12 protein-coding genes are annotated in these 16,644 nt (G+C 67.9%); 5 read left to right on the forward strand and 7 right to left on the reverse strand.

The window, feature by feature from the left end; genetic code table 11:
- Positions 1 to 5: 5 nt before the first annotated feature.
- Together KF833_04825 and KF833_04830 are read right to left on the reverse strand one after the other, a co-directional pair.
- Positions 6 to 1,517 (reverse strand): CvpA family protein, encoded by a 1,512-nt coding sequence (locus tag KF833_04825; protein MBX3744610.1) that lies wholly within the window; start codon positions 1,515 to 1,517, stop codon positions 6 to 8.
- Between the two features lie 325 nt (positions 1,518 to 1,842).
- Positions 1,843 to 4,275: a tetratricopeptide repeat protein gene (locus KF833_04830; GenBank protein MBX3744611.1), complete on the reverse strand. Its 2,433-nt coding sequence runs from the start codon at positions 4,273 to 4,275 to the stop codon at positions 1,843 to 1,845.
- Positions 4,276 to 4,338: 63 nt separating this feature from the next.
- Between KF833_04830 and KF833_04835 the strand changes: the two genes are divergently transcribed.
- Positions 4,339 to 5,409, forward strand: coding sequence for a DUF362 domain-containing protein (locus KF833_04835; GenBank protein ID MBX3744612.1), 1,071 nt, complete (start codon positions 4,339 to 4,341; stop codon positions 5,407 to 5,409).
- On the opposite strand, the gene KF833_04840 is transcribed toward KF833_04835, so the two are convergent.
- Positions 5,396 to 6,049, reverse strand: a complete 654-nt coding sequence (locus tag KF833_04840; protein ID MBX3744613.1) for a hypothetical protein — start codon at positions 6,047 to 6,049, stop codon at positions 5,396 to 5,398. The genes KF833_04835 and KF833_04840 overlap by 14 nt on opposite strands.
- A gap of 75 nt (positions 6,050 to 6,124) precedes the next feature.
- Entirely contained in the window at positions 6,125 to 6,958 is an 834-nt protein-coding gene (gene lpxA, locus KF833_04845) for an acyl-ACP--UDP-N-acetylglucosamine O-acyltransferase (GenBank protein MBX3744614.1), read from the reverse strand.
- Between the two features lie 696 nt (positions 6,959 to 7,654).
- Here lpxA and KF833_04850 point away from each other — a divergent pair.
- Positions 7,655 to 8,320: a glutathione S-transferase gene (locus tag KF833_04850; GenBank protein MBX3744615.1), complete on the forward strand. Its 666-nt coding sequence runs from the start codon at positions 7,655 to 7,657 to the stop codon at positions 8,318 to 8,320.
- Positions 8,317 to 9,654, forward strand: coding sequence for a PhoH family protein (locus KF833_04855; protein MBX3744616.1), 1,338 nt, complete (start codon positions 8,317 to 8,319; stop codon positions 9,652 to 9,654). Before KF833_04850 ends, KF833_04855 begins: the two co-directional genes overlap by 4 nt.
- Before the next feature lie 54 nt (positions 9,655 to 9,708).
- Here KF833_04855 and KF833_04860 read toward each other — a convergent pair whose 3' ends face one another.
- Positions 9,709 to 10,200, reverse strand: coding sequence for a MogA/MoaB family molybdenum cofactor biosynthesis protein (locus KF833_04860; protein ID MBX3744617.1), 492 nt, complete (start codon positions 10,198 to 10,200; stop codon positions 9,709 to 9,711).
- 162 nt (positions 10,201 to 10,362) lie between these two features.
- Here KF833_04860 and KF833_04865 point away from each other — a divergent pair, with 162 nt between their 5' ends.
- Together KF833_04865 and KF833_04870 are read left to right on the forward strand one after the other, a co-directional pair.
- Positions 10,363 to 11,871, forward strand: coding sequence for a PAS domain S-box protein (locus KF833_04865; protein ID MBX3744618.1), 1,509 nt, complete (start codon positions 10,363 to 10,365; stop codon positions 11,869 to 11,871).
- Positions 11,872 to 11,881: 10 nt separating this feature from the next.
- A complete protein-coding gene (locus tag KF833_04870) occupies positions 11,882 to 12,562 on the forward strand; it encodes a response regulator transcription factor (protein MBX3744619.1) in 681 nt (226 codons plus the stop codon).
- Here the strand turns inward: KF833_04870 and KF833_04875 are convergent.
- Positions 12,516 to 14,288, reverse strand: coding sequence for an anion permease (locus KF833_04875; protein MBX3744620.1), 1,773 nt, complete (start codon positions 14,286 to 14,288; stop codon positions 12,516 to 12,518). The genes KF833_04870 and KF833_04875 overlap by 47 nt on opposite strands.
- Before the next feature lie 62 nt (positions 14,289 to 14,350).
- The gene (locus KF833_04880) at positions 14,351 to 16,375 is read right to left on the reverse strand and encodes a CRTAC1 family protein (protein ID MBX3744621.1); all 2,025 of its coding nucleotides are present in this window, start codon (positions 16,373 to 16,375) and stop codon (positions 14,351 to 14,353) included.
- Positions 16,376 to 16,644 lie beyond the last annotated feature (269 nt).

Consider the following 16,644-nt stretch of genomic DNA (forward strand, 5'->3'; position numbering starts at 1 on the left):
TCCCCTTACAGGCGGTCGAAGACCAGGATGCGACCGTCCACCGAGGTCATCATCTGGCGATCCCGGATGGTCGCCTGCAGATCCAACGAGTTGCCCCCTTGGGAAATGCGAATTCGATAGTCGTCCCCGGCCCGGGACCACTCGCCATCCCCCGTGGTCATCATCGGCGCCAGGATGGAGGACGAACTGGGCCGCGAAGGAGGACGTCCTGGAGCCATCCGCGGAGTCGTGGTCGCCAACGGCACGCCGCGCTGCTGCACCCCACCGCCGCCACCGCCACCGCCACCGCCCAGACCGTAGCGATCCCGATAGAGATCCGCGGTGCTCTCCGTCGGCTGAGCCTGCGGCAAGGCCCGCGCCGCCAAAGATCGTGCCGTCATTCCGGAACCCGACCCAGGAGCCGACGGGGCATACTCTCCATCCACCGGAGTCGCTGACGTGGGAGCACTCGCCGATCCCGCCCGGCCAACCACTTCCAGGAGTTTGTGCTCGTCCTTGGCCTTGACCTTCAGGAGCGCCCGATGATCCGTGGTGAAGCCCAGCACCATCTCGTCCAAGTAAACGTTCAACGCCCGTCGAAGCAGGTTGAACTCCACCGCGGGCAGCCGCTCCGACCCGACATTGCGCATCTCCGCAATGCTGCGGCGCACGTTCAAGCGCCAGCGTCCCAGAATGCGCTCGTCCTTGAACCGGTCCGAAACCCCCGTCCGCAGGTAGGCCTCCAGATCCCGCAAATCCAACTCCAGCAACTCGTTCACGATCTCATGGTTGTCCGCCACCGCCCGAATCCGGGGATGCTCCAGGATCTCCATCAGCCCCGCCCGCGACTGGAGCAGTGTCTGGATCTCGGGATCCCGGCCCAGGTCCGCCACTTCCTGCCGCTCCGCCATGCCCAGGAAGGGCGGATAGCTGGCCAGCCGGCTGTGCACCGATGGATTGTGGTAAACCATCCCCAGAATGTCCGACGCGAGATAGTGCGCCTCGTCCGCAGGTTGAAACCGCTCGACGATCCGGCTCAGGCCCGACTGCTCCATCCCCCGGGCAAATTGGTTCGCAAACCGAAGGGACATCGTCCCCTCATCCTCGTTGGCCAGCTGCGTGGACAGGTAGCCGGGCACATAGGCCACCATCCCCAGCAGGACCAGCCAGACGGTGCCCACGCCCGCCCCCACCGCCGTCCCCATGCGCCGGTTCAAACGCAGCCACCGGGCATAGGAGTATTCGTCCGTGCTGTTCCGATACCGCTTCTGAACCCAGTAATCCACCCCCAGCGCCACCCCCAGAAACACCAGCGACAAAAGCAGAAACCCCACCAGCGGCGGCAGGTAGAACTGCCAGACCGGATTGGTGAAGCCGATCAACGGAATCAACCCGGCACACCACGCCCCCACGGTCTTCGCCAGCGCCGCGCTGACCACCAGCCCCGCCAGGCATATCGCGGATCGAATCGCACCCAGGAAGTAGCCAATGACACCTGCCAGGGCCAGGAGCAGTACGCCGACAATCCAGATGAGCATGCGCCCACCATATCCCCCGCGCCCGCGAAGGCACGTGCAAAATGACGGTCGCAGTCGCCCCGGGCGCAGCCCAGATTTCTGGGACTCGCCCAGGCCATGCCTCGTGGGGACTCGTACTCAGCCCGAAGGGCGGTACTCGTACTCGTCCTCGAACCCGCACGCACACCGTTTCGAGCGCCACCTTGGCCGTATCCATGCAGCAGGCGGGAGGTGCGAACTCCGCAACGCATCTCCCCGGAGGGCCGGGTTCCACGAGGCCGCAACGGTGTGGAGCGTTGGGTCGTGGACTCGCGGAGCTCGTCCCTCCGGTTCTCCCCCGGACTCCCTACCGTCGCCCCGCCAGCCACCGCCGGATGGCCAGGCTCTGCGAGTGCTCCGGATCCAGCTCGATGACTCTCAGGTAATGCGCCCGCGCCCTTCCGCCATTCCCCAACCGCTGCGCATACAGGTTCCCCAAAAGCAGATGCGCCGCCACATGGTCGGGATCCGTGGTCACGATCCGTTCCGCCTCGATCGCCGCGTCGGTGGGGTACCCGGCGCGCTCGAGGGCCAGCGCAAAGGTCAGTCGTGCCGACAGGGAATCCGGGTCCAACGACAAGGCCCACTCGCTGGCATCCAGCGATCGCGACCAGTCCCCCGTCTGGAGATGAACCGTCGCCAGATTGCGGTAGGCCTCGTACGCCGCCGGATCCAGCCGGATCACTTCCGTGTAGTGCGTCACGGCCGACTCCATCCGTCCTCGGCGGTGCTCCTGAATGCCAAGCAGCATGACCGGCCGAGCCGCTGCCCGGTCACCCGTCGCGGGCCGGTTCGGACGCTGGTACACGTACCTCGGTATCTCCCGCACGGCCCCGGGCATCGGCTCCACCCCCTCCAACCGACCCGGCATAACGTCGGCCGGGCCCGGCGACGAGGGCACGCGCACCACCCGGATGCTCGGCTCGGTCAGCAAGGGGATGCCCATCCCGTCGACAACGGGTGCCGATCGATCCACTTCCGCCTGGGTTGCAGCCACCTCCCTGTCCGATGCCCGTTCCGCGCCGTCCTCGGAACGGAACCACGTCGTCGGATTCACCCAACGCCACCGTCCCGCCTCGCTCGCCTCCCTGTCCTCACCTGCGGACGGCCCAGGTTCCACGCTTCGCCCATCGGAAGCGAACCACTGCATCGGATTGGCCCGACTCCAGAACCGCCGCCGTTCGGCTGCGTCGGCATCCGGTCGGGCGATTCCAACCTCCCGCGTTGCCTCGTCGCCAGTCGCCGTCCCCTCCGAAGACACCCCCGGCAGCACAGGGGCCCAGGCTTCGTCCCGCGTCTCCCGCGCAAACCCAGCGGGCACCGGCACCTCCACCACCTGCAGGGGTTCCGGCGCGGGCCCTTCCACGGCCAGAGTCACCGGCGGGACCGGTGTCGGGGGCGGCGTCGGCTCGGGCGGAAGACGCAACCCCACCTGCGGCAGCACGCGCAGGGGCGGCTCGGACATCCGATCTTCCACCGCTTCCGTCACGGCAACGGGTGGCGGCTCCACGGCCGCCACAAGCCGGTCGGGAACAGCGGGCGGCGGCAACGGCTCCTCCACCACGTTCACCTCGGGCACCTCGACCGCGGCAGTCGCAGGGGCAGGGGCAGGATCCGGTTCCACGGGATCCGGATCCACCCGCGGCCCGGGCGCCGTGGAGCGGGAATCGATGCCTGCGGACGCCCTGGCGTCAACGGCGCGGGTCGGGGCTGACGGCGGCAGCTCAGAGGGAATGGAAGGGGAAGGCGCCGTGGGCGGCGGCGGTTCCAGCCGAACGGGGGGAGGGGCATCAATCGTCCCGCCATGTTGCGAGGACTCCGGTGGTAGGCTGGTCCCAGCCCTGGTCGCGGCCAGTTGAACGGGCGCAGCGGTAGGTTCCTGGGTCGGTTCCTCCGGCACCGCGGGGGTCGAGGAAGGGCCGGCCGTCCCTGTAAGGGGCGTTGCCCCGGCCACGGGAAGTGCGGCGGCCCCAGGGACGTCCGGCACTGCGGGCGGCGTCTCAAGGTGGCGAAGGATGGCGGCGATTCCCAGGGAACGGGCGGCCTCCGGTCGCAGCGCGGTGTAACGCCGGTAGGCCTCGACGGCCTGAGGTCGGGCGCCCAACTGCTGGGCCGCCACGGCCAGGTTCAACCACGCGGGAGCGAATCCCGGCTCCCGCTGCGCCGCCTCGCTGAAACACTGCCAGGCCTCCCGGGCCCGCCGCTGCTGCTGCAGGGCGATTCCCAGCCCGTTCAACGCCTCGACGTCCCCGGCGCGCAACCGCAGCGCCGTGCCGAAACTTCGTTCCGCCTGGCCCCACTCTCGGACCCGCAGCAATGCCTGCCCATGCGCCCGCCATCCCTCCGCCGACTCGGGTTCGATCGCGATATACGAGCGGAAGGACTCCGCCGCCTCATCCGGGCGTCCCTGTTCCAACCAGAGATGCCCCAGATTGAAATGGGCGGCCCCAAGGCGGGCGTCGAGGCGGATGGCGTGCTGATAGGCCCGCAATGCCTCCCCCGGCTGGCGGGCGGCGTGCTGGGCCAATCCAAGATGATTCCAGGCCTGCGCGTTCCCCGGCAGGAACTCCACAGCGGTCTGCAGCCGGCGCACCGCGTCCCGCGGACGCCCCTTCTGCAGAAGCCGCTCCCCATCCAGCAAGGCGCGGGGCCCCGGCGGCGTGCACGCCGTCAGCACCAGCGCCAGGCCCACCGCCACCATCGCGGCACCGCGCCGAATTGGGATTCTTGTCGTCAACATTCGGTTTGCGGCTAGCATCCTCGCCCGGACAAGGCCGGCGTCCGGGCCCATGCTTGTCGCGTCATGACGCGAGTCATACTCATCCTTCTCTCGATTTGTCAGTCGTTTTGTCGGGGTGCTGACGGTCTGTCGTTCGCCGATCCCGGAGTGTTCGGCGGCGTGAAGCCCGGGCAATCCCGCGTCGTGGTGGTCCGGGACCCCAACGCCACCCAAGCCTTCGCTCCCGCGGGATCGGTGGTGACAGAGATGGTAAGACGCGGGGTGACCACCCTCACCGGCGAAGCTTCCGCCTCCGCCGCCTGGCGTTCCCTCATCGCCCCGGACGACATCGTCGGCATCAAGGTCCACGCTCCGCCCGGACCCTTCAGCGGGTCGCGTCCAGCAGTCGCCGAAGCGGTCATCCGGGGCCTCATCGAGGCCGGTCATCCCGCCTCCCGGATCGTCCTGTGGGACCGCCGTCTCGAAGACCTGCGCCGGGCCGGCTTCGAGACGCTGGCGACCGCCCTCGGCGTTCAGATTGCCGGGGCCGTCGATGCCGGCTTCGACCCGGACGTCTTCTACGCCAACCCGCTCCTCGGCCGGCCCGTTTTCGGGGATCTCGAATTCGAACGGACGCGGCCCGGAACGCCACGGGAGTCCGGCCCGGTCGCCGGACGTCATTCCCACCTTTCGCGCCTGGTCACCCGGCGCCTCACCCGGCACATCAACATCGCCCCCCTTCTCAATCACAACACCGCCGGCGTCAGTGGCATCCTCTATACCGTCGCCAGTGCCGCCACCGACAATTTCGTCCGTTTCGAGGCTCATGCTTCGCTCCTTGCCTCCGCGGTCCCGGAGATCTACGGGCAACCCCAGCTCGCCGACCGCGTCGCCCTCAATATCGTCGATGCCCTGGTCGGTCAGTATGAGGGGCGTCACCGCAGCCTCCTCCACCGGGCCGGCGCCCTCAACCAGCTCCGGTTCAGCACCGATCCCGTCGCGCTCGACGTGCTCTCCATCGAGGAACTCAACCGGCTGCGGGTCGCCGCCGGGGACCCCCCAGGACCCAGCCGCTTCGAACTTTATTCCAACGCCCGCCTTCTTGAACTCGGCACGGATGACCCGCACGAGATTGATCTCGTCATCGCCCCCTGACGCCGGAGCCCTCGACGCTCCCTTGCCTGCCCCCGGGCCGGCTCACCGGCTCGAAGTCCACCAGCAGCACCTCCACCCGCGGCTCGTGGTAACGCTCATCCCGGAATCCCCGCGGCAGCGGAGCCGGCTGCAACTGACCGTCATAGGCGTGCGCCGGTGGAACCGCCACCCCACGTTCCACAGGCGCCAGCGGGTTGAACAGGCCCGCCAGACCCGCCAGGAAGCCACCCACCCCCCTCCGCTCCGTCCGGCCCGCCTCGGGAAGCGCGCCGCGGGTCCGCGACACCCGGTTCGTCCGAACCTCGGCTGCCGTCGGCACCCGCAATTCCACCGGCTCGCTGAGCCACTGCACCTCCGCCCCCGTCCCGACCACCCCGGCCACCCCCGCCTCGTTGAGCGGCATTCCGGGCGTGGCCAGAGGCGGCAGCACCCGCACGGGCAGCGCCGCCGGAATCGATTCCGCGGCGCCCGTCGATTGCCGGAATGCCGGCAGGGCGGGCGCCACCTCCCGTCCTTCGGTAGCCCCAACCGTCCCCGGCGCCCCTGGGGGGGCGGCCGGGGACGGTTCGGCGGCATTCGCCAAGACCAACGATGTCGGCAACGCCATTCCCAACAGGACCGCGGCAAATCGAGCGTTCATGGCAACCTCGGATCAACAGGGTTCAACAACGACCGAACATAAGGCGCCGCCCCGACCCGGGCCAGCCTTTCCCGGTCAATCCTCCTCCCGCTCGTCCCCAGACTCTTCCCCCGGCGCGGGCCGGCCCTGCGCCGCATGCCGGCGCTCCGTCACCAGGCCGCGCCGGCTCCCCTTGGCAAAGGTCACCAACCGCAACCCCCATTCGCTCTCCGCCAGCGGTTCCGCCGCCGCCAACGCCGCCCGGAATCCCAGCCCGGTGCGGAACAGCGCGTGGTAGATCCGGCGCAGTTCCAATCGGACCGCCGCCGGCAATCCCGCCCGTCGCAGCCCGATCACATTCAAGCCGCATACCCGGTTGTGGTCCCGCGCGATGCAGAACGGCGCCAGGTCCTTGCTGATGCCGGAGTCCCCCTGCATCAGCGCCAGCGTCCCCACCCGCACAAACTGGTGGATCAGGCAGTTTGCCGAGATGAACGCCATGTCCTCGATCACCACATGCCCGCCCAGTTGCGCCCCGTTCGCGATGATCACCCGGTCCCCGATCTGGGCGTTGTGCCCGACGTGGCAGTGCGCCATGAAGAAGCCGCCGGACCCGATCCGCGTCGGCTCGTCCGCCCGGTTGGCGCAATGCACCGTGACATGTTCCCGAAAGGTATTGCCCTCCCCGATCTCCAGCCGCGTCGGCTCACCTCCATAGCGCAGATCCTGCGGCGGACCGCCAATGACGCACCCCGCTCCGAAGGAGTTCCCGGCCCCGATCCGGGTCCATCCCGTCAGATGCACCAGCGGACCCACCCGGCATCCCGGCCCCAGCTCGACATGGCCGTCGATGACCGTGTGCGGGCCCACCTCAGCCGTCGGATCGATGCGGGCCCGGGAATCAATCACGGCGGTCGGATGATGCGCCACGCCGGAAGTCTGCCCAACCCGCCGCCGACAATCCACGCTTTCGAGCCCTCGGAGCCTCTCTGAAAATTCGAAGGGGCCCGGTTTCGAAGAAATGGCCGGATGCCGAGGCGCGGAGGAGGAGGATCGAGCATACCCGACAGCGGGCTGTGACCCAGGAGCGACGATACAAGCCGGCCAAATCCCATCCCTTACAACAATAGGTCAGGCTCACTAATGTTGACCCTACGGCAACGAGACTACGGCAATAAGTCAGACCCCTATTTGTTGACGCCACTGGCTATATAGTCAGGCTCACAGTTGTTGACGCCTTGCTCCTGCCCGAAACCCACAAGAATTTCCGTGCGGCCATTGGCGAAAGGTTCGCCGAGGATTCCGGCGCCGATCAGGTGCATCCCGGAGTTGTGGGTGAGGAGCCAGCGAATCGGAAGGGCGAGCTCTGCGAGTCCTCAACACAACGCTCCACTCCGTTGCAGCCTCGTGGAACTCGGCCCTCCGAAGCGCCGCTTGGCGTAGTTCGTACCTCCACCCACAACTCCGGGATGCACGGGCGCCGATCCCTCAATGGGCTTTTCTCTTGAGTCGCCCCTCCCCCAATTCCTACGCTGCCCCCCGTCTTTCGCCGTCATGGAACGCGATGCGCGCCTTTTCCAGGGCTACTCCTCCGATTGGTCGCCGCGCCTGTTCTGAACGCCTTCCATGATCTCTCTCTACCAACTGGCTTGGAGCCCCTACTGCCTCATCCAGCGCAGGATCCTCGAATTCGGCCGGATTCCCTTCAAGACCGTCGAGGTGTCCGCTGGCGACCGCAAACGTCTGTGGCAGCTAACCCGCGCCCGGTACTATGAGGTGCCGGTCCTGAAGCACGGCCGCCAGGTGGTCTTCGAAACCGGCCCCGACTCCCAGGTCATCGCCAAGTACCTCGACAACCGCTTCGCCCTGGATCTGTTCCCCCGCGAGTGCGAGGGCGTGCAGGACATCCTCTGGCGTTACTTCGAGAACGACGTCGAGGCGGTGGGCTTCAAGCTCAACGACATCTACTGGCGCGAGTTCGTCCCCAAGGCCGATCATTGCGGGTTCGTACGCCACAAGGAACGCCGCTTCGGGCGCGGCTGCCTCGAGGAGTGGCGGGGTCAGCACCCCCAACTCCTCGCCCGTCTGGAAGTCCTCCTCAACCCGGCCGAGAAGATGCTCGCCGCACGCCCCTTCCTCCTCGCCTCCCGCCCCGTCTTCGCGGACTTCTGCCTCTTCGGCATCCTCGCCAACTTTCTCTTCACCGGTCACTACGAACTGCCGGCAGCCATGGCCCATCTCCGCGACTGGTACGGTCGCATGCGCTCCCTGAGGCAATCCTCCTCCGCGTGAAAAAAAACTTCCTCCTCGACACCAACGTCCTCCTTCACGATCCCAATTCCCTCGTCAGCTTCCAGGACAACAACGTCCTGATCCCCATCGAAGTCATCGAGGAAATCGACCGCTTCAAGCGCGAATCCTCCGAACTCGGACGCAACGCCCGCACCGTCTCCCGCCTCCTCGATGGCTGGCGTGCCAAGGGCCATCTCGGCGAGGGCATCCAGCTGCCCGGCGGCGGCACCCTGCGCATCATCTTCGATCCCCAGGGCGCCCCGTCCTCCCCGCCCCATCGCCCCTCCGCCTCCACCAACGGCACCCCTTCCCGCAGCACGGACAACCGCATCCTCGCCCGCGCCCTCGGCGCCCGGGAACTCGATCCCAGCCTTCCCCTGGTCGTCGTCACCAAGGACATCAACCTCCGCCTCAAGGCCGATGCCCTCGGGCTCCCGGCGGAGGACTACGAGACGGACCGCGTCCAGCTTTCCGAGCTCTACAGCGGCCTCATCGAACACGCCGTCACCCCGGAGGCCCTCGCGGAGTTCAAGGCCAACGACCAGCTCCCGCTTCCCACCGATCACCGTTACTCCCCCAACGAATACTGCACGCTCATCGACCAGACCCACCCCAAACGCAGCCTCCTCTGCAAGGTCGATCCCCAGGGCCGCCTCCTCGTCCCCATCGTCGATGCCCGCGAGGGCGTCTGGGGCATCCGCCCCCGGAATCGCGAGCAGCATTTCGCCTTCGATGCCCTCCTCGACGACCGCATCAAGCTGGTCACCCTCATGGGCAAGGCGGGCACCGGCAAAACCCTCCTCGCCCTGGCCGCCGGACTCCGCCGCTCCGTCGTGGACCGTGAGTTCCGCCGCGTCCTCGTCGCCCGCCCCACCGTGTCCATGGGACGCGAAATCGGATTCCTCCCGGGCACCCTCGAGGAAAAGCTGGCCCCCTGGATGCAGCCCATCCACGACGCCCTCGAACTGCTCGGCGACCTCAACATGGGCCAGGAAAACCGCCGCAGCGCCGACCTCATGCGCAATGGCAGCATCGTCGTCGAGGCCCTCAGCTATATCCGGGGTCGCAGCATCCCCCATCAGTTCATCGTCATCGACGAGGCCCAGAACCTCACCCCCATCGAAGTCAAAACCATCCTCACCCGCGTCGGCCAGGGCACCAAGATCGTCTTCACCGGCGATCCCTGGCAGATCGACAACCCCTACGTGGACTCCAGTTCCAACGGCTTCGTCTTCCTCATCGACCGTTTCCGCGACCAGGCCCTCGCCGCCCATGTCCACCTCGAGAAGGGCGAACGCTCCGAGCTCGCCGAACTCGCCGCCAACCTCCTCTGATCCCGCGTTCTCAGAGCGGGCGCTCGGCCGTACCCATGCAGTAAGGGCGGGCGATCAGCACGAGGTCGGCACCTCCCGCACCACCTTGACCCCGTGCGGAATGGCTCCCGCCACGAATCCCAGGCATTCCACCGCCCCCCGCGGCTTCCCCGGCAGACAGACCACCAGGCTCCGCTCCACAACCGCCGCCAATCCCCGCGACAGGATCGCATTCGGGGTGAGCTTCAGCGATTCCATCCGCATCGCCTCCCCGAACCCGGGCAATTCGCACCGGGCCATCTCCCGCACCGCCTCGGGCGTCACATCCCGCACGGCGATTCCCGTCCCGCCCGTCGTCAGGACCAGCGAACATCCCTTCTCGATCTGCGCCCGGATCGCCCGCTGAATCTCCCGCCGTTCGTCCGGCACCAGGTCCTCCGCCAGCACCCGCCACCCGTATCCCCCCGCCGCTTCCCGCAACGCCGGTCCCCCCAGATCCTCGTAATCCCCACGCGAGGCCCGATCTGAAATCGTCACGATCCCGACGTCGATCTGCATGGCCTGCATCCTGACTCAACGGGAATCCTGAGCGAGCGTTTTGGCGTGATGACGCAACCCATCGGACCTTCCACTCCACGGGGGGGCCTTGTGGAAGACGCCCTCCGCACCGCGGGCGGGGCGGAAGGCCGGGCTGGAGCGGGCTGACGGGACTCGGATAGGTTCCGCGTCGTGACCGGTCGAAGACAGCGCGGATGGTGGCGGCTGCCGAGGTTGGCCGGTTCCCTGGCGTGCGGGATCGGAATTCTGGCGGTGCGTGCCGCCCACGGGGCGGCGGGCGCTGAGGATGGGGGACTGCGGGCACCCTTGGGCCCGCGCCAGGAGTGGGTGGAGTTGGGCTGGACCATGGCACCCGGAGCCGTCGCGACGGGGCTCGCGGGGTGGGTGGCCCTGCTCCTGTGGCGCCTGCGGCAGCGACGACGCGAGGCATCGGAACTGGAGGCGCGGATCGCGGCGCGCACGGCGGAACTGGAAGGCACCAACGCCAGCCTGCGCCGGGAGGTGGCGGAGCGGGCCCGGGTGGAGGCCGATCTGCGGGAAGGACGCGAGGCCCTGCGCGCCTCCCAGCAACGGTTCCTGAGCGCCTTTTCGAGCAGCCCCGCGGTCATGACGCTGGCGCGCCTGCGCGACGGAGCGCTGTTCGAGGTGAACGAAGCGTTCCTGTCGGTGACGGGGTTCGCCCGGGACGAAGTGCTGGGACGTTCCACGGTGGACCTGGGCATCTGGGTGAATCCGGCCGACCGGGAGGCGGTGTTTCGCGACGTGGGGGAGGACGGTCATGTGCGGGGCCGTGAGGTGGGCATCCGGCTGCGCGACGGACGGGAGCGGACGTTTCTCCTGGCGGCGGAACTCGTCGAGATCGACGGGGAACCGAGCATTCTCTCGGCAAGCCTGGACGTGACCGAGCGGCGGGCCGTCGAGGAACAGTTGCGTCGGGCCCTGGCCCACGAGCGCGAACTGGGCGAGCTGAAAAGCAACTTTGTCTCCCTGGTCTCCCACGAATTCCGCACGCCGCTCGAAGTCATCCTCTCCTCCGCGGAGATCCTGGAACGGTACCACGACCGGCTTGAGCCCGGCCGACGGGCCGGTCAGGTCGCGGCGATCCGGAAGGCGGTGCGTCGCATGGCGGAGATGATGGACGAGGTGCTGCTGCTCGGCCGCTTCGAGGCGGGCCGGGTGGAACTGACCCGTACGCCGCTCGATCTGCGGGCGTTTCAGGGCCGGATGGGGGATGAGGTGCGGGCGGCAACAGGGGGTGACGTGACGTGGGAATTCCATGCGGACGGCGACCTCGAGGGGGCCACGGGGGACGAGTCCCTGCTGGGTCATGTGTTCACCAACCTGCTCTCGAACGCCGTGAAGTATTCCCCGCCCGGTGTGCCGGTGGGATTCGGCATCCGGCGGGAGGGACGGGACGCGGTGTTCGAAGTGTCGGACCGGGGATGCGGCATCCCGGAGTCCGACCAGGCTCGGCTCTTCCAATCCTTTCGCCGCGGCAGCAATGTCGGGAGCCGCTCGGGAACGGGGCTCGGCCTGGTGATCGTGAAACGGTGCGTGGAGCGGCACGGTGGAACCGTGGCGTTCACCAGTTCGGTGGGGGCCGGCACCACGTTCACGGTGCGGTTGCCGCTGTTCGAGGCGACCGGGCGGACCGGATCGGACGAGCCGGGAGACGGGTGAACCGGACCCTATGACCACCATACTGATCATCGAGGACGACGCCCAGACGCGGGAGAATCTGCGGACCATCCTGGAGATGGAAGGGTACCGGGCCGTCACCGCGGTGGACGGAGCGGAGGGATTGGAACGGGTGCGACAGGAGAAGCCGTCGGTGATCCTGTGCGATGTGATGATGCCGGAGGTGGACGGCCATGAGGTGCTGCGGACCCTCCGCCGGGAAAAGGGGACCGCCGGAATCCCGGTGATCTTCCTCACCGCCCGCGGCGAGCGGAAGGACCAGCGGCTCGGAATGGAACTGGGAGCGGACGATTACCTCGTCAAGCCGGCGGCCGTGGACGAGGTCCTGCGGGCGGTGCGCGCCCGACTGGAACGGGAGGCGGCCCGCTCGGAAGCCGCGGGCGAACCTGGGGGGTTTCATCCGGATTTCAGTTCCCCGCTGCCGCTGGAACAGGCGTTCGGCCTGACCCCGCGCGAGGCGGAGGTCCTGCTCTGGGTGGCGCAGGGGAAGAGCAACCCGGAGGTGGGCGGCATCCTCGGCATGGCGGAAAAGACGGTGAAGGTCCACCTCGGCCACATCTTCAACAAGCTGGGCACCGAAAACCGGAATGCCGCGACGTTGCGGGCCCTCGATGTGCTGTGCCGCCCTACATCGGCCAGACCACCAGAATCAGGGGAATCGCCACCCCCATGACCACGAAAGTGAGCGGAAGCCCCACCCGCCAGTAGTCGCCAAACCGGTAGCCACCGGGCCCCATGACCAGCGTGTTCGACTGGTGCCCGATCGGAGTAAGGAACGAACATGAGGCCGCCACCGCGACGGCCATCAGGAACGGGTCGGGGGACGCCGAGAAGCCGTCGGCGAGACGCATGGCGATGGGGGCCATGAGGACGGCCGCCGCGGCGTTGTTGATGACGTCGGAGAGCGCCTGGGTGATGGTGAACAGGAGAATCAGCGCCACAAAGGGGGGCCACGCGCCACTGGCCGACATCAGACCCTGGGCGATCATCCGTGCTCCACCTGTGGCTTCGAGGGCTTCGCCCACCGGGATCAGGGCGCCCAGCAGAACGATGATGGGCCAGTCGATGCCATCGTACACCTCGCGCAGGGGCAGAATGCCGGTGAGGACAAAGGCAACGGCGGCGAAGGTGAGGGCGATGGCCGACGGCAGCCAGCCAAGGAGCATGGCAACGACCGCGGCGGCGAAGAGGGCGACGGAAAGGAGGAGGCGCCGGGGTTTGCCGAGTCCCAGGTCGCGGCTGGCCAGGGGCAGGCAGCCGAGAGCCGACAGGCTTTCCGCCAGTCCATCGTCATCGCCCTGCAGCAGGAGAACGTCACCGGCATGGAACCGGACCTGGTTCAGTCGCTGCCGGAGCCGCCCGCCGTCGCGGGCGACGGCGAGGAGGTGAAGGCCGTGCCGTTCGTGAAGCCGGAGCTGGGCCACCGTGCGATTCACGATCGGAGCGTCGGATCGGACGACCGCCTCGACGATCTTGAGGTCGGCCGCGGAGGCGAGTTGCTCTGCCACCTTGCCGCCGCCGGCGAGTTGGAATCCGCTCTTCTCCTGGAGCGTGCGGAGTTCCTCGGGCTCCGCCTCGACGAGGAGGACGTCCTCCGGACGGAGGATGCCGTGAAAGGCGTGCCCGGGAATGCGGCGGGAGCCGCGGATGACGGCGACCACGGGCACGGCGTCCTCGCAGGCGTCCTGCAGCTCGCGGAGGGTCCAGCCGGCACCCTTCGCTTCGGCGACAACCTGGAGTTCACTGAGGTAATCGGCAGTCTCGAACAGTTCGTCCTGCGAGGCCTGTCCCTTGCGGAGCGGGGTGAGACGCCAGCCGAGGAAGACGAGGAAGGCGACCCCGGCAAGAGCGACACCGCCGCCGACGGGAAGGAATGAGAACAGGCCGAAGCTTTCGCCGACGCGGTCGGCACGGAAGTTCGAGACGATGATGTTCGGGGGGGTGCCGATCAGGGTGGACAGGCCCCCGAGGAGAGAGCCGAAGGCCAGGGGCATCAGCAGCCGGGAAGGCGGAGTCCGATGTTCGCGGGCGATACGCATGGCCACGGGAAGCAGCAGGGCCAGGGCCCCCACGTTGTTCATGAAGGCCGACATCACCGCCACGGTCCCCACCAGGGCGAGAAGCTGCCAGGTGATCGCGTCGCCAACCTTGAGAAGCCGGCCGGTCATCCAGTCCACCAGGCCGGACCGCTGAAAACCGCGGGAGAGAACGAGAACGGCGGCCACGGTAATGACGGCCGGGTGGCCGAAGCCGAGGAAGGCCTCGGTGGGTTCGACCACGCCGACCAGCACCGCCGCGATCAGGGCCAGCAAGGCCACGAGGTCATAGCGCAGCCGACCCCAGACGAAGGCGGCAAGGGTCAGACCGAGGAGGGTAAACACCAGATGCGCATCGGACATCGCGGCCTCCTTTGGCAAAAAAACGGACCGGAGTCACCTCCGGCCCGTCGTGAACTCCAAAATCAGCGCTCCTGCCGCCCTGGGCTCACGGACTGCTGATCCGGATGGACCAGGCGGCGTCCGAGGCAGCGGGAACCGCCCAGGCGTCGTCGCCGATGCCGCGGCTGCCGTATCTCGTACAGGCGGTCCGGTCGGACCCCTTCGAGGATCCGATGCCGGCCGTCCCGCCAGCGAACCGTCAGCTTCATCGGGCCCGGGTTCGGCCCGGTGGCGAAGACCAGCAGCGGTTGACCCCCGGACAAATACCGGCCCCCGCTGACCGCTTCCCGGGACTGAACCGGACCGGCACCGCCCTGCAGCGTGACGACGGCGCCGATGCCCTCCGTGTTGGGCGGCAGGCCAATGAGGCGAACGGCGAGCCGGGGCAGGGCCGCCTCGTTCCGGTACACGGCCACCGGACCGTCAAGCGCGTTGATGACCAGGTCGAGATCTCCGTCCCCGTCGAAATCGGCCGCCGCGAATCCCTGATGGACCCCCGGAATCCGGAATCCCCAGTCGGCCGAGACATCTTCAAACCGCAGCGGAGCCGTCTGTCGGAAGGCAACCATCGGCGTGGCCAATGACGGATAGAGCCGGTTGTGGTCCCGGAGATCCTGCTGGAACCGGCGCAACCGGGCCTCCGCGTCAAGACCCGGCGGCCACGGCCGTTGGAGGGATCGTACCCGGGCCGTGGCATCCAGATCCTGGATGTCCCGCCGATGTCCGGTCGAGATGATGACATCATCAAACCCGTCGAGGTCCACATCGAGGAAGAGCGGTTGCCAGGACCAGTCGGAGGCGGCGAGTCCGGCGAAGTCGGCGATCTCCGCAAACGTGCCGTTGCCCCGGTTCAGGAAAAGGGTGTTGCGCATCACCTGGGGACGGTCGAGGAAGGTGCCCGGCAGGCGGCCCTGGGGCGTTTGGGCGAGGGCCTGACGACGACGCAGCGCCGGGTCGCGGGCAAGCATGTCGAGAACGAGGAAATCCACCTCGCCGTCCCCGTCGAGGTCGGCAAAGTCCACCCCCATCGAATTCTCGCTGGTGTGGCGCAGCGCATCGAGGGGAGCGGCCCGAAACCGGCCCTGGCCCGCGTTGATCCAGAACCGGTCGGGCGTCCAGTAGTCGTTGCAAACGTAGAGGTCAGGGAGCCCGTCGCCGTTGACGTCGCGGAAGGACGCGGCGAGCCCCCAGTCGCGCGGCGGACCCGCGAGGGGTTGTCCCGCCTCGTCCAGGAAGGCCCCTCCGGTCCACGAAACGGCCCGAAACCGCCCGGTGCCGTCATTCAGCAGCAGCACGTCGGGCTCGCCGTACTCGAGGAGCCCGCGGGGCCCGATGAAGAGCCGGTCGCGATACTTCGGATGCAGGACCGTGCGCCCCCCCACGACGCGGGCCTCGACATTGGGATCGTCCCGCACGTCCTCGGCCCGGTAGCGAACGACGTAGAGATCCAGGGTGCCGTCGCCATCCACGTCGGCCAGGGCCAGGGTGGTGGTCCCGGGCCAGATCGCGGGAAAGGCTTCACGGGTGGTCTCGCGAAAGCGCCCGTCGCCACAGTTCATGAAGCAACGGAGCCCATTGGCCAGGGTGGCAACCAGGAGATCGAGGTGGCCATCGCCGTCGAGGTCGGCAAAGACCGCCCCTCGGACCGCCTCGCCGGCGAGGCCCAGGCCGGATTCGTCCGTAACCTCCCGGAACCGCCAGTCCCCAAGGTTTCGATACAAGGCGCTCCCTCCCGACAGACTGGCCAGGAACACGTCCGGCCTGCCGTCGCCATCATAATCCCCCGCCGCCACCCCGGCGCCGTTCTCCAGAACCCGTCGGACCGCCCCGTCTGCCTCGTCCAGACGGTGGACAAAGCGGATTCCGGTACGGTCGGCGGAGAGTCGGGTGAACCCGACCCGGGCCGGGTCTGCATTCCGGCCGGCGAGGGGCCGGAGGCGGAACCCGTCGCCTTCGGTCCATTCGCCGCCCGCGACAACCCCAAGGGCAGGAGCGCAGGGCAGGGCAAAGCCAAAACCTAAGGCCAGGGCGCGAACGGCGGCATGCATCGCGGGACGGGGTTGTTCGGGGAAGTGAAGCGATGTGGCGGGCGGCAGGGAAGTCCCCGAATTCTTCGGGTATTGCATTCTAGTATATTAAGTCGGGCATTATGTTGTGGACGCCACATTCCTGCCCGGTACCCCCCATGAATCCGATCGAGCCGCCATGGACGCCCTGATCGCAGATCGTCAACCCAATCTTGCCGGGCGTATTAGATGCAACCCGGTCAACAGTCATTTGCCAGTCCTATTATTTTATATTGTTGTAGCAATCGGTT

The organism is Verrucomicrobiia bacterium (assembly GCA_019634625.1).
GTDB lineage: Bacteria > Verrucomicrobiota > Verrucomicrobiia > Limisphaerales > CAIMTB01 > CAIMTB01.

Bases quoted from the DNA above. Each gene is read 5' to 3' on its own strand.
- KF833_04825 (MBX3744610.1), bottom strand. From the start codon at position 1,517: ATGCTCATCTGGATTGTCGGCGTACTGCTCCTGGCCCTGGCAGGTGTC.
- KF833_04830 (MBX3744611.1), bottom strand. From the start codon at position 4,275: ATGTTGACGACAAGAATCCCAATTCGGCGCGGTGCCGCGATGGTGGCG.
- KF833_04835 (MBX3744612.1), top strand. From the start codon at position 4,339: ATGACGCGAGTCATACTCATCCTTCTCTCGATTTGTCAGTCGTTTTGT.
- KF833_04840 (MBX3744613.1), bottom strand. From the start codon at position 6,049: ATGAACGCTCGATTTGCCGCGGTCCTGTTGGGAATGGCGTTGCCGACA.
- KF833_04850 (MBX3744615.1), top strand. From the start codon at position 7,655: ATGATCTCTCTCTACCAACTGGCTTGGAGCCCCTACTGCCTCATCCAG.
- KF833_04860 (MBX3744617.1), bottom strand. From the start codon at position 10,200: ATGCAGGCCATGCAGATCGACGTCGGGATCGTGACGATTTCAGATCGG.
- KF833_04870 (MBX3744619.1), top strand. From the start codon at position 11,882: ATGACCACCATACTGATCATCGAGGACGACGCCCAGACGCGGGAGAAT.
- KF833_04875 (MBX3744620.1), bottom strand. From the start codon at position 14,288: ATGTCCGATGCGCATCTGGTGTTTACCCTCCTCGGTCTGACCCTTGCC.
- KF833_04880 (MBX3744621.1), bottom strand. From the start codon at position 16,375: ATGCATGCCGCCGTTCGCGCCCTGGCCTTAGGTTTTGGCTTTGCCCTG.